Annotated in this window: 21 protein-coding genes and 1 tRNA gene; 6 read left to right on the top strand and 16 right to left on the bottom strand. The window is 53.3% G+C overall.

The window, feature by feature from the left end; translation table 11 throughout:
- Positions 1–28: 28 nt before the first annotated feature.
- From secG to VKV29_RS03460, 4 genes are all read right to left on the bottom strand, one after another.
- The gene (gene secG / locus VKV29_RS03445) at positions 29–265 is read right to left on the bottom strand and encodes a preprotein translocase subunit SecG (RefSeq protein WP_324199902.1); all 237 of its coding nucleotides are present in this window, start codon (positions 263–265) and stop codon (positions 29–31) included.
- A 52-nt stretch (positions 266–317) separates the two neighbouring features.
- The gene (gene tatA, locus VKV29_RS03450) at positions 318–554 is read right to left on the bottom strand and encodes a twin-arginine translocase TatA/TatE family subunit (RefSeq protein ID WP_324199903.1); all 237 of its coding nucleotides are present in this window, start codon (positions 552–554) and stop codon (positions 318–320) included.
- A gap of 78 nt (positions 555–632) precedes the next feature.
- Positions 633–1106, bottom strand: a complete 474-nt coding sequence (locus VKV29_RS03455) for a twin-arginine translocase TatA/TatE family subunit (RefSeq protein WP_324199904.1) — start codon at positions 1104–1106, stop codon at positions 633–635.
- A 17-nt stretch (positions 1107–1123) separates the two neighbouring features.
- On the bottom strand, positions 1124–2065 hold the full coding sequence (locus VKV29_RS03460; protein WP_324199905.1) for a 1-phosphofructokinase family hexose kinase: 942 nt from the start codon (positions 2063–2065) through the stop codon (positions 1124–1126).
- A 100-nt stretch (positions 2066–2165) separates the two neighbouring features.
- Between VKV29_RS03460 and VKV29_RS03465 the strand changes: the two genes are divergently transcribed.
- From VKV29_RS03465 to VKV29_RS03475, 3 genes are all read left to right on the top strand, one after another.
- Positions 2166–2248, top strand: a tRNA-Leu gene (locus VKV29_RS03465).
- A 305-nt stretch (positions 2249–2553) separates the two neighbouring features.
- On the top strand, positions 2554–3573 hold the full coding sequence (locus tag VKV29_RS03470; RefSeq protein WP_324199906.1) for a PDDEXK nuclease domain-containing protein: 1020 nt from the start codon (positions 2554–2556) through the stop codon (positions 3571–3573).
- Positions 3574–3613: 40 nt separating this feature from the next.
- Positions 3614–4387 carry a class I SAM-dependent methyltransferase gene (locus tag VKV29_RS03475; protein ID WP_324199907.1) on the top strand — a complete coding sequence of 258 codons (774 nt, stop codon included), beginning with the start codon at positions 3614–3616 and terminating at the stop codon, positions 4385–4387.
- Positions 4388–4416: 29 nt separating this feature from the next.
- Here the strand turns inward: VKV29_RS03475 and leuS are convergent, their stop codons facing one another.
- The 11 genes from leuS to VKV29_RS03530 all read right to left on the bottom strand — a co-directional run bounded on the left by leuS (position 4417) and on the right by VKV29_RS03530 (position 19362).
- Positions 4417–7074, bottom strand: a complete 2658-nt coding sequence (gene leuS, locus VKV29_RS03480) for a leucine--tRNA ligase (RefSeq protein WP_324199908.1) — start codon at positions 7072–7074, stop codon at positions 4417–4419.
- Positions 7075–7123: 49 nt separating this feature from the next.
- Complete coding sequence (locus tag VKV29_RS03485; RefSeq protein WP_324199909.1) at positions 7124–7276, bottom strand: hypothetical protein; 153 nt, start codon at positions 7274–7276, stop codon at positions 7124–7126.
- Between the two features lie 297 nt (positions 7277–7573).
- Positions 7574–9655: an excinuclease ABC subunit UvrB gene (uvrB, locus tag VKV29_RS03490; RefSeq protein WP_324199910.1), complete on the bottom strand. Its 2082-nt coding sequence runs from the start codon at positions 9653–9655 to the stop codon at positions 7574–7576.
- 114 nt (positions 9656–9769) lie between these two features.
- A complete protein-coding gene (locus VKV29_RS03495) occupies positions 9770–10504 on the bottom strand; it encodes a basic secretory protein-like protein (protein WP_324199911.1) in 735 nt (244 codons plus the stop codon).
- Positions 10505–10867: 363 nt separating this feature from the next.
- Positions 10868–12523: a CRTAC1 family protein gene (locus VKV29_RS03500; protein ID WP_324199912.1), complete on the bottom strand. Its 1656-nt coding sequence runs from the start codon at positions 12521–12523 to the stop codon at positions 10868–10870.
- Between the two features lie 2 nt (positions 12524–12525).
- Positions 12526–13809 (bottom strand): tetratricopeptide repeat protein, encoded by a 1284-nt coding sequence (locus VKV29_RS03505; RefSeq protein ID WP_324199913.1) that lies wholly within the window; start codon positions 13807–13809, stop codon positions 12526–12528.
- Between the two features lie 47 nt (positions 13810–13856).
- Positions 13857–15086, bottom strand: a complete 1230-nt coding sequence (locus VKV29_RS03510) for a tetratricopeptide repeat protein (RefSeq protein ID WP_324199914.1) — start codon at positions 15084–15086, stop codon at positions 13857–13859.
- 27 nt (positions 15087–15113) lie between these two features.
- Entirely contained in the window at positions 15114–16610 is a 1497-nt protein-coding gene (locus VKV29_RS03515; RefSeq protein WP_324199915.1) for a CRTAC1 family protein, read from the bottom strand.
- A 212-nt stretch (positions 16611–16822) separates the two neighbouring features.
- Complete coding sequence (locus tag VKV29_RS03520) at positions 16823–18046, bottom strand: tetratricopeptide repeat protein (RefSeq protein WP_324199916.1); 1224 nt, start codon at positions 18044–18046, stop codon at positions 16823–16825.
- 120 nt (positions 18047–18166) lie between these two features.
- Positions 18167–19030 (bottom strand): DUF1559 domain-containing protein, encoded by an 864-nt coding sequence (locus VKV29_RS03525; protein ID WP_324199917.1) that lies wholly within the window; start codon positions 19028–19030, stop codon positions 18167–18169.
- 89 nt (positions 19031–19119) lie between these two features.
- Positions 19120–19362 (bottom strand): hypothetical protein, encoded by a 243-nt coding sequence (locus tag VKV29_RS03530; RefSeq protein WP_324199918.1) that lies wholly within the window; start codon positions 19360–19362, stop codon positions 19120–19122.
- Positions 19363–19755: 393 nt separating this feature from the next.
- Here VKV29_RS03530 and trpE point away from each other — a divergent pair, with 393 nt between their 5' ends.
- Both trpE and VKV29_RS03540 read left to right on the top strand, forming a co-directional pair.
- On the top strand, positions 19756–21264 hold the full coding sequence (gene trpE / locus VKV29_RS03535) for an anthranilate synthase component I (RefSeq protein WP_324199919.1): 1509 nt from the start codon (positions 19756–19758) through the stop codon (positions 21262–21264).
- Positions 21265–21554: 290 nt separating this feature from the next.
- The gene (locus VKV29_RS03540) at positions 21555–22454 is read left to right on the top strand and encodes a prepilin-type N-terminal cleavage/methylation domain-containing protein (RefSeq protein WP_324199920.1); all 900 of its coding nucleotides are present in this window, start codon (positions 21555–21557) and stop codon (positions 22452–22454) included.
- A 13-nt stretch (positions 22455–22467) separates the two neighbouring features.
- Here the strand turns inward: VKV29_RS03540 and VKV29_RS03545 are convergent, their stop codons facing one another.
- Positions 22468–23793 carry a hypothetical protein gene (locus VKV29_RS03545; protein WP_324199921.1) on the bottom strand — a complete coding sequence of 442 codons (1326 nt, stop codon included), beginning with the start codon at positions 23791–23793 and terminating at the stop codon, positions 22468–22470.
- Positions 23794–23930: 137 nt separating this feature from the next.
- Between VKV29_RS03545 and VKV29_RS03550 the strand changes: the two genes are divergently transcribed.
- The gene (locus tag VKV29_RS03550) at positions 23931–24488 is read left to right on the top strand and encodes a nitroreductase family protein (protein ID WP_324199922.1); all 558 of its coding nucleotides are present in this window, start codon (positions 23931–23933) and stop codon (positions 24486–24488) included.
- Positions 24489–24601 lie beyond the last annotated feature (113 nt).

Consider the following 24601-nt stretch of genomic DNA (forward strand, 5'->3'; position numbering starts at 1 on the left):
GCGGCTTCTACCTTCTTATGGCTTGGAGCTAACGCCCAAGAATGGCATACAACAGTAAGCAGATGCACAAGACCGCTGCCAGCCGTGCCGTTATCGAGTTCAGCAGTTCCTCTTTGCCGGCTTTCCCTTTGAAGGTCGAGACAGAGGCCGAGCCTATCTGGCCCTGCAGTCCATCAATTTTGCTCTCCTGAATGGTGATGACGTAGATGAGCGCCACCGAGAGCACAAAGATAAGCACACCCAACAAACCATGCACAATGGCCATGTTTTCTTCTTCAATCTCCTATGAAGGCTTTATTTGGTGTATGGAAAGGGCTTTAATGCCCCTCACGTCGCATCTCTTCTTCAACGCGGCGTCGGATTTCGGCTTCTCGCTCGCGCTCCCGGCGCAGCTCGTCATCCTCATCTTCACCGCGGAGACCTTTCTCGAACTCGCGCTTGCCCCTGCCCAAGTTTCGCATCAACTCTGGGATGCGGGAGCCTCCGAAGAGTACCACAATGACTACCAGGACGATAAGCCATCCCCAGTCATTCGTAAAGATATTGGCGATCATCTCTCTATTCCCCTCTTCACAACGTTCTTAGCCTATTTTGTTTACGGAATTTTGGCACATTTCGGCCACAAACCCGATCTACTCCTTGCGCGGCACCGTTCCTTCCGCCGGTCGAATAGCAACCTGCGGGTTTTCCTGCAACGAAGGTCCCATGGCGCCCTCCGTGATCCCTTGAGAGCCGTTCTCCTCTTCGGTCGGCGCCAACGCGGGCGCGGCAGCATCGCCTTTTGGCGGCTCATTGATGTTGCTGTAGGCCGAATACATGTTCACTCCGTCGTACGGTGGCCGATACGAGGAGCTAGAATAGCCGTTGTTGTTATTCTGTTGATCCGGAATGGGGTTGCCATAGCTGTCGTATCGGGTTGGTTGGTAAGAGCTATCGTAGTAGCTCGTATTCAACGTGTTGCTTAGCTCGGAGGTATAGCGCCGGAACTCGCGCATGGCCTTGCCGAGCTGCCCCAGTATTTCCGGCAACTTGTTAGGCCCAAAAACGATCAGCAGCACAACCGCTACGGCAATAAGTTGTACCGGACTATCTAGAAATGCAAGCATCTTTCCTTATCTCCCCACTACGCTAGCCGTAAAACCTGCGCCTGTTGGGCATGTCGCTGCACGGTGGCTGCATCGCAGAAGCCGGCACCTAAAACCTCGGCGTTGGCGGCTCCTGCCCCGGCAGCCAGGCGCAAAGCGTTCTCGACGGAATCGCCCTTTTCTAAGGCCAATAGCAGGCCGGCTAAAAAACTGTCGCCGGAAGCAACGGCGCTCATCACATTCACCGGCGGGGCCTTTACCTGATAGGCCTCCTTTTCCGTAATCCACAGAGCACCGTCTGCCCCTAACGTACACAGAAAAACTTCAACTTCGTATCTCTTCCGCAGCGCACTTGCCGCGCATCGAGCCGTTTCCACGCTCGATATCGAATGCCCCCAAAGCTCCTCCAGTTCCACGCGGTTCGGCTTTACCAGCCAGGGGCCGGCCGAAACCCCTTCGTGCAGTGCTGCACCACTGCTATCCAGTACGGTTTTGGCTCCGGCCTGTTGAGCACGCCTCAAAATCGTTTTCACCCAGCCGACTTCTATGCCGGGCGGCAAGCTACCGCAGAAGGCCACCATCGTAAAAGGGCGGCTAGCCAAGAGACGTTCAAAATGTTCCATGAAACGAACCATCTCCGGTTCGGAAACGGTAGACCCTACCTCGTTGATCTCCGTCTCTGTTTTGTGCAGAGGATCTACGACTTTGATGCAGAGTCGGGTCGCCTTACTGATCTCTACGAAATCGTGGGCGATGCCTTCACCCGCAAGGGCGGTTTGAACGATATGCCCGTTGTGCCCGCCTAACAGGCCGGTTGCGAGCGCCTGACCGCCTAGGCGTGTGTAGACTCTGGCCACGTTCAGCCCTTTGCCGCCGGCCACGGTAAGCGCCTGCGAAGGCCGATTAAGTTTATTGATGGCAAAGTCCTCTACTAAATAGGTCTTATCCACACAGGGATTGAGCGTTACAGTTAGAATCAAGCGGACTTTGCCCTCCCGGCCACCGATATTCCACTTGACAAATTTTACCCTATCTGGTTATACTAAAAACGTCTTCCGGTTGTGCTCGTCTTAATCTTGTGCCCAGGTGGTGAAATGGTAAACACGCTGGTTTCAGGTACCAGTGCCCGAAAGGGCTTGGAGGTTCGACTCCTCTCCTGGGCATTGAGTTTGTTTGGTGACTCCATCGAACCGCTGCACCTAGGCTTGTTTCGTTCCCGTAGTATCTAAGTGTCGGCCTCTTAACGAGGCGACTCTGTTCGCCGTTTCCCTATACTCTTTTCTCTTGCTAGCGTTTGTTACCGCCGTGAAAGCAGAGAGTACTATGGGAACCTTTTATTTCTTTATGTACCCCTTACAGAAGCAGGCACAATGCCAAGTAAGTCCCGATGGGACATTGCAAGCCTTAGAGTAGGCGAAACGATCATCTTTTCTGCATTCTACAGTGCGAAGCCACAGAAAGGAAAGAGATGGATAACGAGATAGTCCCGGCGCATTATCAGCAGCTTAAACAGCAAATCGGTACGTTGTTACGCCGAGGGAGAGAGCAGACAGGCCGAGCGGTTAACACGATTTTGCTGCAGACCTATTGGCATATCGGACGCTATATCGTGGAGTTTGAACAGAACGGAAATATCAAGGCCGAGTACGGTAGCGAACTTCTCGACCGTCTCTCTAAAGACCTCACCCTTGAGTTCGGTAAGGGGTTCAGCCGATCTAACCTAGTCTATATGCGCAAATTTTACCTCGCCTTCCCAAAAAGTGAGACACTGTCTCACCAATTGACCTGGAGCCACTATTTTGAGATTCTGAAGGCCGACAGCGACCTGGAGATAAGTTTCTACGCCAGGCAATGCGAGAAGGAGAACTGGAGCGTGCGGGAGCTAAAGCGCCAAATGAAAAGCATGCTCTTCCATCGCTTGGCGTTGAGTAAGGACAAGGCGGAGGTGTTAGAGATCGCCCAAAAAGGTAGTGAGGTACAACAGCCAGAAGACCTAATCCGAGACCCTTATGTGTTCGAGTTTCTAGGCATACAGCCTCAACAGCCCTATGTGGAGGGCGATTTAGAACAGAAGCTTATTCAGAACCTCGAGCTGTTCCTTTTGGAGCTGGGTAAGGGTTTTGCTTTTGTGGGCAGGCAGTATAAGATCACACTGGCGAACCGGCATTTTTACGTGGATTTGGTGTTCTATCACCGCATTCTGAAGTGTTTTGTACTTATTGACCTCAAGAGCGGTGAGATAGAGCCTGCCGACATCGGGCAGATGAACATGTACTTAAACTACTTTGCAAGAGAGGAAAACGTCGAGGGCGATAACCCTCCTATTGGCATCGTATTGGGAGCCTATCGAGACCACATTCTGGTAGAATATGCCACCGAGAACGTCAACAACCAGCTCTTCGTGAGTAAATATCAGCTCTATCTGCCCGACAAAGCACAGCTACAGAGTGAGTTGGAAAGGCTTCTAATGGATGATCGAAACGGCTAAAAGAGGAGCCTCTCCAAATACTCTGCGGAGATTCACCAACATGCCGATCAACTTTGATCGTGTTGCCGAAGATTACGATGCCAGTCGCTATCTGCCTGCAGATGCCGCTACCCGCATTGCCGCCTTCCTCTGCCGCGCCGCGTCTCTCTCCCCACAAAGCCTGCTGCTCGACGCTGCTACCGGCACAGGACGCTTTGCACTGCCTTTGGCCGTACACGGAGTGCGGGTGGTGGGGGTAGACATTTCCGAACAGATGCTGACCAGACTGCGCTCTAAAATGCCATCTACCTCGCTACCCATTCGTCTTCTTCGTTCCGATCTCACCTCCCTTGGGCTAACCCATCAGGCTTTCGATGCCGTTCTTATGGCCCACATTCTTCATCTCATTCCAGACTGGCAGCAGGCCCTGCACGAGGCGTTTCGCGTGCTCAAGCCCAACGGGGTTTTGCTGCTCGTTTGGAACCAGGGCGGGCATTCGCGTATCCATCATCAGTACCATGAGCTACTTAGAGGACGCTTTGAGATCCCAGGCTATCAGGGTGCCCATTCAAGTGAAATTGCACGGTGGCTGAAAGAACAAGGAAAGACCGTTGATGTTTTGGATACCCAACATCTGCAATGGCAGTGGCAAGCCCCGATTGGCCAAACCGTTGACTTCTTGCAGAAGCGTATCTGGTCGCGCTTATGGCGCGTTCCCGATGAGGTTCACGATACCGTTATGAAGGAGCTACGTGCTTGGGTGCTTGCGACCTATGGCTCTTTTGATGGCTTTGAACTGCTTGAAGATAGGATAATGGTTCAGAAGGTTTCCTAGAGCCGCCTACGCCTCCTGTCCATGACGTTCTATTTGCTTACCACGATGTTGACGAGCTTTTGCGGCACCACGACCACTTTTTGAGGAACGCGCCCGTTCAGTTCGTTCTGCACGCGGGCCGAGGCGAGCGCGAGTCGCTCTAGCTCGCCAGAGGGGGTTTCGGGAGAGACCTGCAGCTTGTCACGAATCTTTCCGTTAACCTGCACCACCACTGTGATCTGCTCTTCTTTGGCGACTTCAGGGTCGTATTCGGGCCAGCATTGGTTGAAGGTAAACCCCTCTTTCCCCAAACGTTCCCACCATTCATCGGCCATATGGGGCGTGATGGGAGAGAAGAGGATGGGTAGGGTCTCTAAAGCCTCCGATATAAGATAAGCTTGTACCGGTGTTGGCTCTCGGTTCGCCACCGCATTGCGGTAGGCGGAAAGCTCATTGGTGTACTCCATGAGGGCCGCCACCGCCGTGTTAAAGCGAAAATGCTCGATATCGCTTTCAACCTTCCGAATCGTTTGGTGCAGTTTTCGACGCAGAGCGCGATCGGCGGGAGACAACTCGCCTAATGGTGGCATATGTTGGCGCCAGTCGGCGCGGTAGTGAGGGCGCAGCTCGTTCCAGATGCGCCAAATGCGGTTGACGAACCGATGGGCGCCCTCCATGCCCTTATCAGACCACTGCACATTCTCCTCATAGGGGGCCACAAAAAGCAGGAAGAGACGTAGGCTATCGCTTCCGTAGCGCTCAGCCATCTCATCGGGCGTTACTACGTTCCCTTTGCTTTTGCTCATACGTACCCAACGCCAGACCCACTTTTCGGGCGGAATCGTCTCACGCTCTTCCGGCTTGAGGACTTTCCAGTTCTCGATGGGTTCATCGGCGCCGATCTCTTCTTCTTCGCCGCTCTCCTCTTTTCCCACCTCTCGACCGGGAGTGTAAGCCAGTACGGCCCCTTGATTACGGTAGGTGAGGAACGGCTCGTCGAAGTGCAGGTAGCCCATATCATGAAGCGCCTTTGTCCAGAAACGGGCGTAGAGCAGATGGCCTACGGCGTGTTCTGCGCCGCCGGCGTAGAGATCGACGGGTAACCAGTAGCGTACGGCCTCTTGGCTAAAGGCCTCCTTATCGTTATGCGGGTCGGCGAAGCGCAGATAGTACCAGGACGAGCAGGCCGAACCGCCCATCGTATCGGTCTCTCGACGGGCAGGCCCATTACAACGCGGGCAGGTGGTATTGACAAACTCCGGTATGCCTGCCAGTGGCGATTCGCCGGTACCGGTCGGCTCGTAGCGCTCCACCGGAGGCAGCAGCACCGGCAACTGGTCTTCCGGCACGGGCACCTCGCCACAGGCGGGACAGTGGATAATGGGAATAGGCGCTCCCCAGTAGCGCTGGCGCGAGATCAACCAGTCGCGGAGCCTGTAGGTAACAACGCCGCGGCCGATGCCCCTCTCTTCTAGGTAGGCGATAACGCGAGCAATCGTCTCTTTGGTATTAGGCGAACCTTCAAAGGGGCCGGTGTTTACCATCGTACCGCCGTCGGGCAGGGCCTCCGTCAAGGTTTCCGCCGTCTGCTCCTCGCTGATGCGATAGACCAGCCTGATGGGCAGGCCGTAACGCTTTGCGAACTCGAAGTCGCGTTGATCGTGAGCGGGAACGGCCATAATGGCCCCCGTGCCGTAACCCATGAGCACGTAGTCGGCAATGTAGATGGGAATTCGTTCGCCGTTGATAGGGTTGATGCAATAAGACCCGATGAAGACCCCTGTTTTGGCCCGCTCGACGTTTTGACGGTCAATCTCGGAGGTACGCTGGGCGCGTTCTTTATAGGCCTCTACCTGGGCGCGATATTCGGGTGTAGTGAGTTTATCTACAAGAGGATGTTCCGGCGCCAACACCATAAAGGTTGCGCCCCACAGCGTATCGGGGCGTGTTGTGAAGACGGGAATGGTCTCCGGATGTCCCTCCACGGGGAAGACGATTTCGGCCCCTTCGCTGCGCCCGATCCAATTAGCCTGCAGCGCTTTTACCCCTTCGGGCCAGTTCACGCGCTGAAGCCCCTCGAGCAGCTTTTCGGCATAGGCGGTGATGCGAAAGAACCACTGAGGCACCTGGCGTTTTTCCACCAGGCTGCCACAGCGCCAACAGCGACCGTTCACAACCTCTTCGTTGGCCAGCACCGTTTTGCATTGCGGGCACCAGTTGACGGGGGCGTTTGCACGATAGGCCAAGTTGTTTTTATAGAGTTGCAGAAAAATCCATTGCGTCCAGCGGTAGTATTCCGGGCTGCTGGAGTTGATTTCGCGGCTCCAGTCGTAGGAGATGCCGACGAGTTTTAATTGACGGCGGTAGTTGGCCGCGTATTCCTGTACCATCTCTTTGGGATTGCGGCCGCGTTTAATGGCTTCGTTTTCTGCAGGTTGCCCGAAAGCATCCCAGCCCATGGGGTGCAGCACGTTGTAGCCCTGCAACACTTTGAGACGGCAAGCGACATCTAAGGGGATGTAGTTACGGCAATGTCCCACGCTTAAGCCGGCACCCGACGGGTAAGGAAACATATCAAGGCCATAAAATTTGGGGCGGTCGTGGCGAATCTCAACGCGGAAAAGTTGGGCCTCTTCCCAGCGCTGCTGCCACTTGCGCTCTATGGCTCGAAAATCGTACTGACCGGTACTGTTGTTCTCTGCGCTCATAGTGTCTATTATACGCGACTTGAGAGCGGTCTATCAAGCGGCTTGAAAACTATTTGGCGGCGACAGAGGTTTTTGCTTCGTTACGCATTCTATTCAGCTCTAGGTTCGCCTCGTGCATGGCGGTGGCTAAATCCCATCGTGGGCGGTCGTTCACATCTACGATGCCGAATGCATAGTTCTCCCCGTAGACCTTCCCCCTCAAAAACGATACAGGGGTCCCCAGAAAATCGCAAGATTTTCTGGGGTAGAGCGCCCTTCCCCTCAAGGCCAACGGTCGAACAGCAAACGGTACCCAACTTGGTCACCGGCCTGCACATACAAGTCCGCATCAAGGCGACCGAGACTGTCAAGCCCGCCCTGACGCGATTGCGACAAGGACGAATGGTGAGATGTCCTCACAGCAAGAGGGCACAACCCATCAGTGCGGCTGCATAAAGCGTTCTTCTGAGCGAGCTTCGCCACATAGACCAAAACCTCTAAGTTTAAGCCACCTATCGACCTATCGAGTGCGGCGCCGGCCATTTTGTGGGTAGGAAATAGGGTGCGAACGCTCTTTTTGGGGCGTATCTTGGGTGAGTTTTTGAGCGGGCAGCAGTTTTTTCAGCGCGGCGATCTCGTCACGAAGCTCCGCGGCATACTCAAAATTAAGGGCGCGCGCGGCCTCCTTCATCTCTTTTTCAAGCTGAGCGATCACCGTTGCAACCTCTTCCAGGCTCATGGTGTCGGCCTCCTTTTGGAGGCGGCTCAAGGCGTTTTGATGTGAGTACTCCGCTTTCTCTTCCGCCAATCGCTCGGCTGCAATAAGCTCACGAACGGCCTTCTTTACGGTTTGGGGGGTAATGCCGTGCGCCTCGTTGTAGGCAAGCTGTTTTTGGCGGCGACGGTTCGTCTCCACGATAGCGCGCTCCATAGAGCCGGTGATGTTATCGGCATACATGATCACCTGGCCCGACACGTTGCGTGCGGCACGGCCGATGGTCTGGATAAGCGAGGTTTCACTTCGGAGGAAGCCTTCCTTATCGGCATCGAGAATGGCCACAAGGGAGACCTCCGGCAGGTCTAGGCCTTCCCGAAGCAGGTTGATGCCCACCACCACATCGTGAACTCCGAGGCGGAGGTTACGCAATATCTCATTGCGCTCCAACGTTTTGATATCGGAGTGAAGGTAGTTCACCTTGATATTGAGGTCTTCAAGATACTGGGTGAGGTCTTCCGCCATGCGTTTGGTGAGGGTGGTTACGAGCACGCGCTCCCCGAGCGCTACGCGTTTGCGAATCTCTCCGATAAGGTCATCAATTTGACCCCGTGTGGGACGCACGATCACTTCGGGGTCTACCAGGCCGGTGGGGCGGATGATCTGCTCCACGATCTGCTCGCTATGTTCTCGTTCAAACGGACCCGGGGTTGCCGACACAAAGATGGCCTGATGAATACGGCTTTCAAACTCATGCCATTTTAGCGGGCGGTTATCGGCAGCGGAAGGGAGGCGAAAACCGTAGTCAATCAGCACATCTTTGCGAGATTTATCGCCGTTGTACATACCGCGAATTTGAGGCAGGGTCTGATGGCTTTCGTCTATCACGAGCAGAAAGTCGTCGGGGAAGTAGTTAAAAAGCGTGTTCGGTGGGGTGCCAGGCGCGCGGCCATCGAGGTGGCGGCTGTAGTTTTCAATGCCGGAGCAGTAGCCTAGCTCTCGAATCATCTCTAGGTCGAATTTGGTGCGCATCTCAATGCGCTGAGCTTCAAGCAGTCTCCCTTGGCTCTTGAACCATGCGATGCGTTCGGCAAGCTCCTCTTCAATGGAGTGGATGGCCTTTTCAAGGCGTTCTCGCGAGGTAACGAAGTGCGATGCCGGAAAGATGGTGATCCCATCGCGTGTCCCTATGATCTCACCCGTTACGGGGTCTACGAGGGCGATCTTCTCGACCTCATCGCCGAAAAAGGAGACGCGAATGATGATCTCTTCATCGGCGGGTTGGATTTCGAGGGTATCGCCACGTACACGGAAGGTGGCACGGGTAAGTTCGAGGTTATTTCGCGTAAACTGCATATCAATGAGGCGTCGAATGGCCACGTCGCGGTCTATGCACTCGCCGACACGGAAAGAGAGGATGATCTGGCGATACTCGTCCGGGGAACCGAGACCGTAGATGCAGGAGACAGAGGCCACCACAATAACGTCGCGGCGTTCTAGCACCGCTTGCGTTGCGGAATGGCGCAGACGGTCTATTTCGTCGTTGATCTGCGCATCTTTTTCAATGTAGGTATCGGATTGCGGAATGTAGGCTTCCGGCTGATAGTAGTCGTAGTAAGAGACGAAGAACTCGACGGCGTTATGCGGAAAGAACTCGCGGAACTCCGAGCAGAGTTGGGCTGCTAAGGTTTTATTGTGGGCGATAACGAGGGTAGGGCGTTGTACCCGTTGAATGACATTGGCGATGGTAAACGTTTTGCCGGTGCCCGTAGCGCCCAAAAGGGTTTGATAGCGCATGCCCCTATTCAGCCCCTCTACGAGTTGCTCGATGGCTTGCGGTTGATCCCCGGCCGGCGCGTACTCGGAAACAAGCTGAAACCCACCCATCGTCTCTTTCTCCTTCCTGTCGCTTAAGCGGCAAACCTTATATCCTATACATAATTATACTAGGGTTGGTTTCCTCTTTGCCTATAGGCTCTAGGTGGATGGGTATGAAGAAGGCTACTTTACCATGTCTGGGGCATTAGAAACGAATGGCTTCGCTTTTCCCGCCTTGATGTCGGCGATGAACTCGTTCCAAAGGGTGTCTGCATCTTTGCCGGTCAATTTTTGGAAGAGGGAGATATCGAACTTACCTTCACGCAGCGCTTGGTTCAGTTGTTGCACGAGATGTTTGTTGTAGCGTGCCGAAGCCCACGCGAGAAAGGCTGCCGTGGTGCGGTAAGCGTCGTGATAGGTAGCTTTTTGAAGGTCAATATAGGGTCTGGGCGCTTTTGGCTCGTAGAAGAAAAAACGTACATAGTCGGCGATTCCTTCCACAAGCCAACCGGCATTGGAGGGCGGGTAGGACTGCACGACGTGAGTCAGTTCATGGATCACCATGCCAAGATCGTCCGGGTGGTGGCGCACATAGTCGGCAGAGATGGTGATGACATTGCCGGAGGTGTAGGCCACGCCGTTCATCATATGCAGCCGCAGTGTCACCTTATCGGGCGGTATGAAGCCGGGGCTTGCCAGTAGTTTGGTGATTTTAGGATACCACGCTTCGCATAGGTCTTTTGCCTGCTGCAGCCACGGGCCGAGGTCAGGCGCTTCGGAGGCATCTACAGAGACATGAAGCGTAATTTTATGGGAGCGGTGGGTTTCGGCGCTGCCCGAAGGGGCCTGTTGTGCTGCGGTCAGGAGAGGGGCGGAGAGAAGCCACAATCCAATAAAAACAGCCCGATATCGTCGCAAGTTTCTTTTTCTCCTAAGGTAAATATGTGTATCTTACCACGCTCCAAAAAGAATAAATAAGGGTTGAAGAGGTCGAAAAGGTTATCATTTGCCACCATAAGCCCCGTGCCAAGCCCTCTATTTCCGTTCTGTTGTACCTTGTACCCACAAAAGATCGCACATGGGCCGAAGATAATAGGGAAGGAGAAGAGGGGGATAAGCATCGAGACAACGGCACCGATGATCCCACCGGTTGCATCGCCGGAAACCGGCACCATTTGGGGGTAGTAGTAGGGCTGGTTCGATAGAAACGCCAGCCTTTCCCTCCCCGAATTCGCCTTTTCCCTTGCCGGAGCGAAAGGGTGGTAGTGGGTTGTTCCCGCTCTAAACGGAACGAATGATGGTGACTCTTCGGTCTACGCGCTCGATGGAGGTACGTTGCATTTTGCCATCAGGCCAGCGAATATGTAGGGTAACCGGGCCAGAGTAGTTGCCAAGGCCAAAGTGGGCGATGGGTTCCCGCGCGGAGAGCACGCTTCCACTCGTGCGAATCTCGGCAATACGACGTAGGGTAGGAGCTTCCAGTGTCACCATCGCCCCTAGTGCGGCTCTGTTCATGCCGGGTTGGCTTAGCACCACTTCAAGCCAGTGATGGGCATCGGAGATGTTTCTAAGCAACACCGATCTTCCTTCGAGGTTACAGATCAACACATCCTGGCGCCCATCGTGATCGTAGTCTCCAATCGTCAAACCACGTCCTACCAGCCGCAAGTTACCAACGCCACACTCCTGAGATATATCGGTGAAGTAAGCGTTCTGATTATGAAATACCTGGATGGGTTGCGCGTAGGTTTGTGCTGCATCGAAGCTATGAACGTTGTCCCGCACATGGCCGTTAGTGATGATGAGATCGAGCCAACCGTCGTTATCGAAGTCCACAAAAGAGGTACCGAAATTGACGTAGGGCATCGTTGGGGGCCCTATGCCACAGAGGCTGCTGACTACGTGAAAGAGGCCGTTTCCATCGTTGTGGTAAAGCGACGTAGCCTGTGCGAAATAGGTGGTAACAATGAGATCGAGGCGTCCATCGTTATCATAATCGGCCGAGTCGACGCCCATCCCTCCTTGTAGATTGCCTTGGGCATCATAGGCCGTACCGGTAAGCGCCCCTACATTACGCCAGTGACCTTCTTGGTTGGTCCACAGGTCTCCCGGCATCATGTCGTTGGCGAGATAGAGGTCGGGATGAGGGCCATCGAGAAGGCGAGAGGCAAGGACGCCCCATGTCTTACCGGTATCTTTCCATGGGATGGCCCGGAAGCGCCTCCCGTCTAGATTTAAAAACAGATGACCAGATAGGGGTTGATATATCTCCGGGCCGCAAGCTGAATGCGCCCTGCCGACAGTACAGATTTGCGGGGTATCGCGGTTAAAAAGGACATACTGCCCAATGAAGAGGTCGAGGCGACCGGAGCCGGTGAAGTCGGCAAAGGCAGCGCTCATACTCCAATCCAGTCCTTCGATTCCGCTCTCGGCGGTTACCTCACGAAAGCGTCCTTTTCCTTCGTTGTGGTAGAGCGCATAGCAGTGATAGCCGGAGAGAAAGATATCCGGTAGGCCGTCTCCATCGTAGTCGCCTACAGCACAGCCCATCCAATAACGGTGCGGATCAAGCCCGCTCTGCGCCGTAACATCCTCAAAAGTCCCGTCCCGCCGATTGCGATAGAGAGCGAGATTATAGGGGCCGACAAGCAGAATATCTGACCATCCATCGGCATCATAGTCTAGAAAGGCGCAGCCGCCGCCGGCCGTTTCTAAGATGGTTAACGGGCTACGGCCGCCATGACCAAGGGAGAAGTGAATGCCGGCTTGTTCGGTAACATCGGCGAGGCGAATGGCAGATCCGGGGGGAGACTGTGTGTTTTTGAGGGACGAGATAGGAGTGGGGTCCTCCGGTGGCGAGGATACAGAACGATGTATTCCACAGCCGGTTAGCAGACCAGAAAGGAGGAATAGCCGACGCGAGATACGATGTTTCATAGCTAAGGCCCCACAGGTGCCTGGGCGTTTTGTATCTGCTGAAGTTGTTGAAGGTGAGCCGTGATCGTGGGATCGTTTGGCGCTAACTCATGGGCATTCTGAAGGCTTTCGATAGCTCCGGCAAGGTCGGGTAACTGGAGTTGCAGTTTAGCAAGTTGGACGTAGAGTTTGGGATTATTCGTATTGCTTCCCAACTCGATCTGAAGGGCTTCTATGCGCCTACGTAGGTCTTGACGTTTTTGGTAGAGGGCGAACAGCTTTGCGGCATCTGCCGTACGCCCAATATGCTGGAAGGCCTGACCAAGAGCATAGTAGCCGGCATCATAGGAAGGGTTAAGTTGGATAGCCTGTTCAAAGTCGTGTACGGCCTCTTGCCAGTGCCCCTGTTGTTCCGCCAGCAGGCCCTCCTGGTAGGGCAAAAGCGGTGCGGTGGGGGCATGTTGTCTTATATAGTCCAACGTCTGAGCCGCTAAGGCGATGTCGGAGGGGTTGCGCGGACTTTGGAGAAGGATGGTCACCAAGTTAGACTGGATAGGCAGGTTTTGGGGGGCAAGAAGGGCCGCCTGGCGGGCCTCGGCCACGGCTCGATCTATCTTGCCCACCGCCGCATCCACACTACTTGCCAAGGCGAGATAGTCGGGATTTTTAGGATCGAGCTGGAGGGCACGTTGTACGGCTTGCTCGGCGTTGGCCGATTGCTGCATCTGTAAGTAACAGATGCCAAGCTCACGCCACGCCACCGCGTCTTTTGGATCGAGCTTGACAGCGGTTTGGAACTCATCGGCGGCATGGAGATAGGAAGCTTTATGGGTATAGATGCGCCCTAAGTCCACGTGAGCAAGCTCGTAGTTTGGGAAACGACTCGTGACCGATTTAAGAAGCTCAAAAGCCTCTTTATAGTGTTTTTTGGCGATGTATATCTCCGCTAAGGCCGTGGGTGGTTCCGGATCGTTTGGGTTAAGGAGGGTGGCCTGTATGAGAGCAGGCTCGGCCAATTGCGCATCGCCGTCGCGGGCCAGTCGAAGTCCAAGCTCTCTCCAGGCATAGCCGTCTTTAGGATGGCTTTCGGTGTACCAATGAAGCTCTAAAAAGCCCATATGGCGGATATGGAATTTATGGCTCCATGGGCCAAACCACCAAGTAAGTCCGGCAGCAAGGACGCCAAGAACGCTGACTAGGAGCGCAATTTGAAGCGCTCTAGGTATGCTAGGATAAGGTGGTTTCTCCTTTTCTGTAGACGCTAGGTCATCTGTTACCGCTATTTCGTCTGTTGAAGTGGTTCGCATTATACCTCTCATCATTTCGAGCTTAGGCTATACAAGTAGTGTCCTTGTTAGGTGATGTTCTTCGTCCGAACGGTTACATCTAGGGCCTCTATAGCTTTTTGACGACAGAAGGACAGTTGGTGAGATGCCTCTTGATTGTTTGGATCGTAGTGGAGAACTTGCAGATAAGCTTCTGCTGCAGAAGCATAGTTACCATGTTGCATGAGTGCTCTGGCGAGTTGGAGCGCTATGGCAGGGTTGTCAGGATTTTTCATGAACAGCTCCTGTAGATGAATAATTTCAGGTGTCATATTTTGGCTGACTGCTATTTTCTTCTCCACGTCCTGAGCCGCTATAGCTCGGTGTTCCATGAGATATATCGTCTGCAAAATACGAAGTAGATCGGTGTCTAGGGGATTGATATTTAATCCTTCCTCTACGAGCTTTTGTGCGTGAGTGAGATCATGACAGGCAAGAAAAATTTCCGCACCGGCCTGGCATCTCAACGGTGACCAACTCTCTTTTTGTGCCTCTTTGGCAGCATTAAGAAGGTCGTTTGGCGAGTGTGCTTCCTTAAGGAGAATCAAGGCGAGAAGACCGTGAATTTTCGGCGTATCGTAGGCGGGTGTCATATCAATGCGTCGTCGCAGAAGCTCTTCAGCCTTAGCTAATCCTCCTACATGGGGTGCGATCTCCACGAGATCCGAATAGAGTTCTGTTTCCATAGGGTTTTGGTTTAGGGCGGCTAAAAGTTGTTGCCAGGCTTCTTGCCAGCGCTGGTAACGTATAAGGCAGGTGATGTAGGCGCCGTGATCGAAGTTAAGTTTAGGATCAATGGCCATTGCTTTTTCAATATCCCTAAGGCCATCTGCATAGAGGCCAGCTCTCGTTTCGATCTGCCCAACCAAAACGAGTGCTTGCGCGTTATGATGATCTAACATGTAGGCCCTTCGATAGGCCTGATATGCACGAACAATCTGATTTGCGTTAGCGGCACAGCGTCCCAGACCAAACCAATCTTCCGCTGAAGACGGGTGACGCGCAACAAGATGCTCCATAAGTACTGTAGCTTTTGGTGCTTTTCCTTCTCCGACAAGACGGTAGCAAAGTGTGCGTACAAGCAGATCATCATCGGGATGATTAGCAGCTTGTGCTTCCAATTCGGGAGTAGAGGCATTTTCTAGCCAAGCGTTTCGGGCGGCGTTGTTCTCTATAATGAAAAGGAGGATTCCTGCCCCAATTAGCAAGCCGATCGTGATTGGACGCACGATTTGGATGATATCCCATGAACGCTTCACGATTTCGATCTCCTGATGTGATTCTCTTCACTCGTCTGATTCTACAACCTTAATATCTTTGTTGATCGGAGGCGAATGGACGACTGTCTTTTTGCCACTTGGCCAGAGCACTTCAACTTTCTCGACCTCTTTGACGGAGCCTAGTCCAAAATGAATTCGTGGATCGCTTGCCGAAAAGAAGCTTCCTCCGGTGGTACACTGGCGCGTCCATGTCTGGCCAGCTGCCGTTAAAGTGACATATGCACCTAATGCCATACGATTACTTGTGCGTCCTTCTAGTGTAAGTCGGAGCCAGTTACCCGCTCTAGGGGTTTGATTGATGAGGAGGCGGGGCCGTCCTTCTAAATCTGTGGCCACAATATCGAGGAGGCCATCATTGTTAATATCGCCTATGGCTAACCCGCGTCCGACCATAGGGGTGGTGAAGGCAGGCCCTGCATGTTGAGACATCTCCATAAAGAGATGACCACCTTGGTTCATGAAAAGTTGCATGGGCTGGGGATAATGATTGAACTTATCTAGAAGGTCCTCGTTGTCATGAATATGACCATTGGCAATTACAATATCTAGCCATCCATTGTTGTTTATGTCTATAAACTTTGTTCCAAACCCAACCATGTTTCGAGTTGCTTGATCGATACCTGCGTTAATGGAAGCATACTCGAAGATGCCCGAGCGAGTTGCATGATAGAGGCTATCCGGCTCTCCCTCGAAAGTAGCAACGAAAAGATCGAGGAGACCATCGTTATCATAATCACCAAAGTCTACCCCCATACCCCCTTGCATCTCGCCTGCGCCGTTTAGTGCCACTCCACGCAGCAGTCCTTCATTCCGAAATGCCCTCCCTTTTTCATTGATGAGAAGATCTCCGGGCATTTCATCGTTAGCTAAATAGAGGTCGGGCCATCCGTCGCCGTTGACATCGGCCATTGCGACTCCTAAGCACTTTCCATGGGCGTTGTCGAGCCCAAGCTCATGTGTCACATCGGTGAAATGCCCTTTGCCGTCATTATGGTAGAGACTTCCGAAATCGGGATCATAGAAGATTGGGCCACAGGAGGACTTATATTTTCCATAGTTGCAAAGCTGAATGGTTTTCGAATTGAAGATAACGTAGCGCCCCACGTAGAAATCTACGTGACCATCTCGATTGAAATCAAAGAAAATTGCACTTGTATGCCAGGAGGTTGGTGAAGGAGAGGAGAGACCTGCATCTTTGGAGATATCCTCGAACTTCCCATTCCCTACATTGCGGAAAAGTTTTAACACACCATAACCGGTTAGGAGGATGTCGGGGCGACCATCGTTATCGAAATCTCCTATAGCGCATCCTAGGTAGAAGCCGGGTTTTTCTAGCCCGCTGCCTTGCGTAATATCGGCGAAAGTGCCGTCCCCATTGTTATGGTATAGGGCACAGCTTGGTGTACGTGTTCCTATTTGGCCTATAAGCAACAGATCGAGATGGCCATCTCCATCGAAATCAAAAAGGGCACATCCAGCTCCAATCGTTTGAAGAATATTCAACGGACTTGGATGGGGAAGATGGCCAAGTTGGAAAGTAATACCGCTTTGGAGTGTGCGATCCTCAAACCAAGGCGGATCACTAGGGGTTAGAGAAGTACTAGCACCAGAGGATTTTAGGAGGCTGGCTTGATTTCGGGGGCCACATCCTCCCGTAAAGCTTATAGCTCCAATTGCAGAGAGTAGAAGTTCCCGACGATTGAGATAGAGTCGACTCATGGTTGAACTATATGGCTGACGGATGTTTTGGGCAAACTTGCTTTTTTGAGACTCGTGTAGCAGGCGGCGATCTCTTTTTCGATTCGCCGATCCGGCGGGCGAAGCGCGCTATAGACTTGGTATTGTTGCAGCGCTTCTGAATAATTTCCATATTTTTTGTAGATACGCGCCATACGCAGGCGAAGATCGGGATTGCGTGGGTCTGCAATAATGCGCTTTTGCATATAGTCTATTTCTCGCTGGGCGTGGCTAAGCGCTTGAGCGCCATTAATAAGTTGCTGACCTTCTTTAATTTTGCCTGATTGAACGAGGCAGAGACCTAGATGATAGAGCGCTTGGGCATCGGAAGGGTTAAGGTGAAATGCCTTACGATAGTTTGTGATGGCAGGTTTATAGTCTCCATCGCGTTCATAGAGTTGCCCGAGATCGAAGTAGGCAGCTTCCATTTCGGGCTTGCGGGCAAGTGCATTAAGAAACTCTTGTTCTGCCTGGCCTCTGAGTTGGGGATTATCTCCTTGCTGTTCAAACACGTATCCAAGCAGGTAGTGTGCGTAAGCATTATTGTAATCGTCACGAATGGCCTGTACGAGCTGTTGTTCCGCATCGGTGTAGCGGGCATAGTGTATTAGAACTTCTGCCAAAGCAATGCGGTACTCAGGGTTATGGGGTTTGAGTGCGACAGCACGTTGCATAGCTAGCAACGCCTGATCGGGTTCGTGAGCATCTCCATACATCTGTCCAAGGGTATACCAAGCAAGATCGTTTTTAGGTTGTAGGGCAACAATCTTCTTAAGGGGCCCCGTAGCGTGTTCTGGCAAACCGTTCAAATAATAGGCTTGTGCTAAACCGAGGTAAGCCGCAATCTGATGCGGCCGTAGTTGTGAGGCTTTCTGAAAAGAGGATTGTGCAGCTACATAATCCCTTAGGCGAAGTTGAATGCTGCCTAGTCCGAGATAGGCCTCATAGAGTTTTGGATCGAGTTTCGTCGCTCTTGTGAACGCATAGGCAGCGTCTGTCAGATCACCGGCTTTCAAGAGAGCCGAACCGTAGTAGAGGAAAGCCAGCGGATCGTTCGGGCGATCATGAACAGCGTAAGCCAGGTCTTCTGCTGAAAGCGGTTTCAGCATACGTTCTTCTGCCCACCGACTGTCTCGAATAAGGAGACTTACAACGATAAGCATGCAACTCGTTATTCCAAATACAACATATCTTCGCTTCATTTTATCTTCCGCTATAAGCATCCTAAACCAAATCTAAACCTATTCCAAAAAGTTGGGAAGCTATTGATGGGTATTCCATCAATAGCCTCCCCCATCTGAATTAGCTAACACGCACTTTTGTTAGCTGACGCACCATTTCCAACCCGGGTTATTCTGCTCCGGAATGGCCACTTTGTTATAGGGATAGGTCTGTTGGAACCAACCGCTGCAGTTATCAGGTGAGCGATAGAGGGTATTGCCTTGTTGAACGCTCATAGAGGCCGGATCTTGAGGCGTTATTGTAATAGACTTAACGTGTCCATCAGAGTAGCAGACATTCGCACGTTGCTGGTGTCGAGGAAGACCCCATGTGAAGCCCTGCCAGCTGAGCCAACCGGTGACGAGAGAAGCATCCGACCCAAAGGTGGTATCTTCCATATTCCAGACTGTGTGAGGTCGTCCCAGCCAGTCAGTACCTCCACAAGCATTATTATGTGTCTGAGCGCATCCCCAGTCGGAGTGTCCATCGAGTACCAGCCAAGTGTCCGCTGGAGCTACTGCAGCTGCCTCGGAAAGTGGCTGGCGATTCCGGCCCCACTGATTATTGTATAGGTAGCTAACTGGATTACGATTCCATGCCCAATCGGTTGGGTTGTTTGGATTCTCATCCATATCGGTCGAGTCGGGACAGCGATAAAGCCCTTTATTTTTTATGTAGGGTGCAACCGTATTTTGCCACTCCCATGTCCCATCTTGTTGTCCGTTGGTGGGATCAGTGGGTCGCCAACCACCGAATGGATAGTGCTCATCATAGTCGGTGGTGTACATCTTGAAGGCAAGCCCTAGCTGTTTGAGGTTACTAGCGCAGGAGATAGCGCGTGCCTTCTCACGTGCTTGGGCGAAAACGGGGAAGAGTATCGCCGCGAGAATCGCGATAATGGCGATAACCACGAGAAGTTCGATCAGAGTAAACCCTCTGTTCAAATTTGATTTTGTTTGTTGCATAGTGCAGCTCCTTCTATTGAGATTTTGTGGTATAGTTGTGGTTCGTTGCGTTAAAAATAGCCTTTGAGGAGAGGCTTACCTCACCTCTACTATTTTCCGCCTGAAGACATGTTTGCGTAAGGAGAACCGCCGGGTGCGCCGCTTTCACTAGGCGGCCCGTTTTGATAGGTTGGTGCTCCTGGATTTTTGATATTCGCAGGCATATGTGCATAGGGATTGCTTCCTGAACGCGCTGCTGGCCCTCGAAGGTAACGCCATCCGAGGAAAACCAAAACCAGCACGAGCACCACGATGGCTCCGACAATCATGGCCGGACTTACTTCTTTGTTCACATCACTCCTCCCTTTGAAATCTTGCAGACCTCTCCGTCTACATGAGAAATATAGGTTAAGCCTGCTTCTTGCAAAGCCAAATAGGGATATTGTGCTCTGCATGTGCGAAGCATAGCCATTCGCCTACACTTTCATTATATCACACTCTGCTCAAATACGCAAATAGAGTTTCGACAGAAAAGAATAGAAATCCTGCTCTGTGAGGACAGTTAGCGCAAGCTTAGGTCACAATTTTCTCCATATTGTTCTTGGCTCTCCCCGGGCCATCCTTGTTTTAGAGTAGCCCATAGGGGGTGCCTCCGTGATCCCCTTTTGGGATGCCCGTAAAAAAAGAGTACAATATTCTCATGCTCTCATTGCGTAAGGAAGATAAGAAGGAAATAGACCCTGCCCATGCCTACCCATGTTCGTCCCGACCGTGAGACGTTTCGCACGTTGGCGCAGAAAGGAAATCTGATACCCGTCTATCGGGAGATACTCGCCGATAGACTCACGCCCGTCTCTGCTTTTGAACGTCTTGTTGCCGAACTAGGAGAGGAGGGGGAAAACCCGCGTGCTTTTTTGTTGGAGAGCGTTGAGGGGGGGGAGCGCTTGGCTCGCTACTCCTACCTAGGGGTGAACCCCGGCCTTGTGCTGCGCACCAAGAACCGGCAGGTGATACTGCTTGAAGAAGGTCACGAGCGCCGGTTCGCGCTTGAGGAAGGTCAAGACCCACTCCATGTTCTTCAAGACCTGATGGGGCGCTATCGGTTTGTTCCTACGTCCGACCTCCCGCGATTCTGCGGGGGCGCCGTCGGTTTTTTTAGCTACGACCTCGTTCGCTTCTTTGAGAAGCTGCCCGATACGAACCCCGATGAGCTTCAGGTGGACGATGCCTGCTTCCTATTCACCGATACCCTGGTGATCTTTGACCACGTGCGGCATCGTATCCTCGTGCTGTGCAACGCTCACGTGGACGACGACCCCGATACAGCCTATGACGCGGCTATGGCCAAGATCGATTCTCTGGTGACACGTCTGCAGGCGCCTTATACGCCTCCGCCACCACGTGCCTCCCATCAAAAGGTGGTGGTTGAACCTTGTACCCCGCGGGAGGAGTTCGAGGCAGCCGTGGAACGATGTCGGCAGTATATCCTGGCCGGCGATGCGTTTCAGATCGTGCTTTCGCAACGGTTTAAGGTTCCTTTCTCTGCCCGACCGTTCGATCTCTACCGGGCGCTTCGCTCCATTAACCCCTCACCCTATATGTGCTATTTCGACCTCGGCAAACGCAAACTGATCGGGGCCTCGCCGGAGATTTTGGTGAATGTGCATGGCGACACCGTGTGTGTGCGCCCGATTGCGGGCACCCGTCCCCGTGGCAAAACTCCCGAAGAGGATGCGCGATTGGAGGCGGAGTTGCTGGCGGATGAGAAAGAGCGCGCGGAGCATATTATGCTGGTCGATCTGGGGCGCAACGATATCGGACGAGTCTGCGTTTTCGGAAGTGTGCGGGTGGACGAGTTGATGGTGATCGAGCGCTACTCGCATGTGATGCATATTGTGAGCAATGTGGTGGGCAAGCTGGCTCCCGACAAAAGCGTGTACGATGTACTACGTGCCTGTTTCCCGGCCGGAACGGTCTCTGGTGCCCCCAAAGTACGTGCGATGGAGATTATAGATGAGCAGGAGTGGACACGGCGAGGATTCTACGCCGGTGCTTTGGGCTACTTTAGCTACAGCGGCGATATGGATATGGCCATTACGATCCGCACCATGTTGACCGATGGACAGGTGGCCTATATTCAGTCGGGCGGGGGACTGGTGGCCGATTCGGTGCCCGCGTTGGAGTACCAGGAGAGCGTAAACAAGGCGAAAGCGCTGGTAGCCGCAATCGAGATGGCCGAGGATGGCCTCGAATAGGTGGGTCTACAGGCCGAATCGGGGGAAAGGAAGGGATAGGGGGGCCAACAAAGTCGACTTGCTTTAGGAATTGGCTCTAGAACCGCGAGACTAACAGCCTCTGTAGCCCCTCACCCCAACCCCATCCCCAATGGGGAGAGGGGCACCTTCCGAGTTGGGGGCGAACGAAGCCGACCTGATCTTCAAACTGCCTCTAGAACCGAATTTCATGATGGGCGGGTAACTAAAATACCGATGTTCGGTATAATTTCTCTCAAATCTCTTCCCTATGGGCAAAAGGAGTAACGCTGTTGAAGAGAGAAGGCTTCACGCTAATCGAGTTGCTTATCGTAATAGCAATAATCGCTATTTTGGCGGCCATTCTGTTTCCCGTGTTTGCTAAGGCGCGTGAGAGCGCCCGCCAAACGGCCTGCCTTTCCAACGAGAAGCAGATCGCTATGGCGGCGCATATGTATATGGACGATTGGGATGGCGCCCTTTTTCATCACCATGAGGAGTGGGTGCTAGATGACGGCACACAGGTGCCTAATCTGCCGCCGACGGTGGACGGATGTATCGGAGGCGGGCAGGGAAACAGTAACGCCGAAAAACCTTGGATGATCTTCTTTCAACCCTATATGAAGGGACGGCTTATCGGGTTTTGCCCCTCCGATCCGGAGCCACGGTCTCAAATTTTGGCGACGAACCTGCAGGCGTATAACGGCGGCATCACCGTTTTAGGTACCGAATGCCAGGCCGCACCAAACGGGGAGCAGTGCCAAGCGGAGCTTCATCATCTGTGTATGTGGAGTTACCTACTGAACTCCATCTTCACGCATAAATCTTGCCGGTATGCAATGGAGGGCGTTCTCCCCGGCTTCGCCACGGAGGCCGTGATAGATGCCCTGCCCAACCCAAACATCATTATGTTCTCAGAACGTAACTCCACGGCGCTTGATGCCCCGGACAATCCCGACTACGGCTATGTGCCTCAAGACGACTACGATACGTGGGTTGGAGAGGCCGCGTTGGTGCGATGGGGTAGTGGAAAATACGGCGACCAAGGCTGGATTAAGTATGACCGCCATAATGGAGGCTCCAACTACATCTATTTCGACGGTCACGTAAAATGGATGCGGTGGGGACGCGCCCGAGTAGATGAGTACCCCGATCACCTTGTGCGCAACCCATTGCCTAACCCGCCGCCGTAGTGCCGAAACCCGCCTAGAGTTTTTCCTCGGTGCGGTTTTGCTCGCTGGTTTCGGCGTCAAAACCAACCCTGCGCAGCAACAGGGCTTCATCGAGAGGACGCCGAGCCGGCTCATGCGCAGGTCTCAGCATCTCCTCAGTGGGAGGAGATGGCGCCGCGCTTGCCCTTAGAAGGGAGCGTTCCACCTCTTCCTGCTTCGCACACTCTTCAACGTGTAAGAGAACGCGATGAGCTTCTGACCGTATCTCATGGGGAACCCATTCTTGTAGTATCCCGTGCTGTACGAAACGCTTCAAATAGGGTAGAGCGTCTGTATCCCCGACCTGAGCTATCTTATCCAGCACGGCGTGCGCATACTGCGGTCCGAGGCGTGCGAGATGCAGCGAGGCTTCTTGAGAGGTTACCGGCTCTCCCAGCAGATTCCAGTAAAGTGTTGCCCGATCTTGCTTAGAAAGCTGCTGAAACCTTGCCGGAGAGAGCTGCGGCAGCAGTTTGCCGATAGCTAAGTAGGCAAGGCCCATATGGCGCGGCTCGATCACGGCATCGGCCTGTAGGGAGTAGACGGAGTAGGTTGGGGCGAAGAGCATATTATCGAAATAGGGCGATGGAAGCTGTTGAATCCACTGGTCTACGGCCTCCGATATCGGCAGACCGAAGCGAAAATCGAATGAGATAAGCAGACGATGCAAGCACTCTTTTGCCTCTTCCCATAGAATGTCCAACGGCCAAAGCGCGTCGGAGGCGACGAAGTCGGCTAAGGCGCTTGCCACACGAGGGCTGGCGGGGACGGGGAGCCTTTGAAGAATCAGGTGCACCATCTCGAACTCGCCTTCAGCAAGCAACGACAAGAGATAGCTGCACAACTGCTCCCAGTCAGCCGAAGCCAGCCCGCTAAGCTCTTGCGAGGTATCTGCAAAAAAGCGCTTTAAGGTTTGTATGAGCAGGCGGTTGAGCTTAGGGTGGGTGGAATCGAGAGAATGGATGAGAGTGGGAAGTAACGTGGCATCGCTGAGGTGGGCGAGTTGTTGGGTAAGCTCTCGCTGGGTGAAACGGCGGTTTTTATAGGCTAGCAGTTCGAGGCCAAGCAGCAGCCCAATGGCGAGCACCTGTAGAACGAGCGGGACGACCGTAAGGGAGATGCCCTGCACGGCACCCAATTGCTCTAGAAGGATGGCAGAGAGCGGTAGAGGTAAAAAGAGGGCGCCAAAATAGCCTAGCCAACGCAAACGTGCGCGCTGGGCTTCGGTCTTCCAGGCTTTGATCCGCTGAAGAAGTTGCGTTTTTGCCTCAAGCTCCGAGTTCTGAACTGCTGACCGAATGGCTGCGTGTTTAGTCCTCATTCCCTGCCTCGATCCTGATACCAGCATACTTCTTAACGAGCCGTTCGGATTCCTGCTTTTTTACGCAAGAAACACGGAGAGGGTGTATACTATTTTCGGAACTTGTGCGTGTCGTCTTATTTCGTCAGGAGTCGTGGATGCCGTTAGAGATACACCCGTTATTGGCACAACGCCGCAGCCCCCGCGCCATAGACCCCAATCGGCCAGTTCCCCGTGAGGTGACGCAGAGACTGCTAGAGGCAGCACGTTGGGCGCCCTCATCTGGCAACTCGCAGCCATGGCGCTTTGTGGTGATTGATGCGCCGGAGGCGCTGGCACGCGCTCGTGAGGCGCTCCACCCCGGCAATCAGCGATGGGCAAACCGTGCTCCCCTGCTGCTGTTGATCTGTGCCAATCCCCAAGATGATGGGGACATTAACGGGCAGCCGCTTTACCTTTTTGACTGTGGGTTGGCGGCAGAGAATCTGTTGCTGCAGGGAACGGCCGAGGGACTGGTCGTGCATCCGATGGCCGGCTGGGATGAGGTTGCCATGAGGGCTGCCATGAACGTGCCAGAACCCTACCGCGTTGTGGTGGTTATCGCTGTTGGATACCCCGGGCGCCTAGAGGATTTGCCGGAAGACTTACAGAAACGAGAGACGGCTCCGCGTGCGCGCAAACCGCTATCAGAGCTAACACACTATAACGGATGGTGAGGATTTAACAATGGAAGAGGTGCGTATCACGATCAAGCCCGATTCCCCAATCGGCACCATATCTCCGCGTCTATATGGGCATTTTGCCGAGCATCTAGGGCGCTGCTGCTATG

The organism is Chthonomonas sp. (assembly GCF_035294165.1).
In the GTDB taxonomy this organism is placed as follows: Bacteria; Armatimonadota; Chthonomonadetes; order Chthonomonadales; family Chthonomonadaceae; genus Chthonomonas.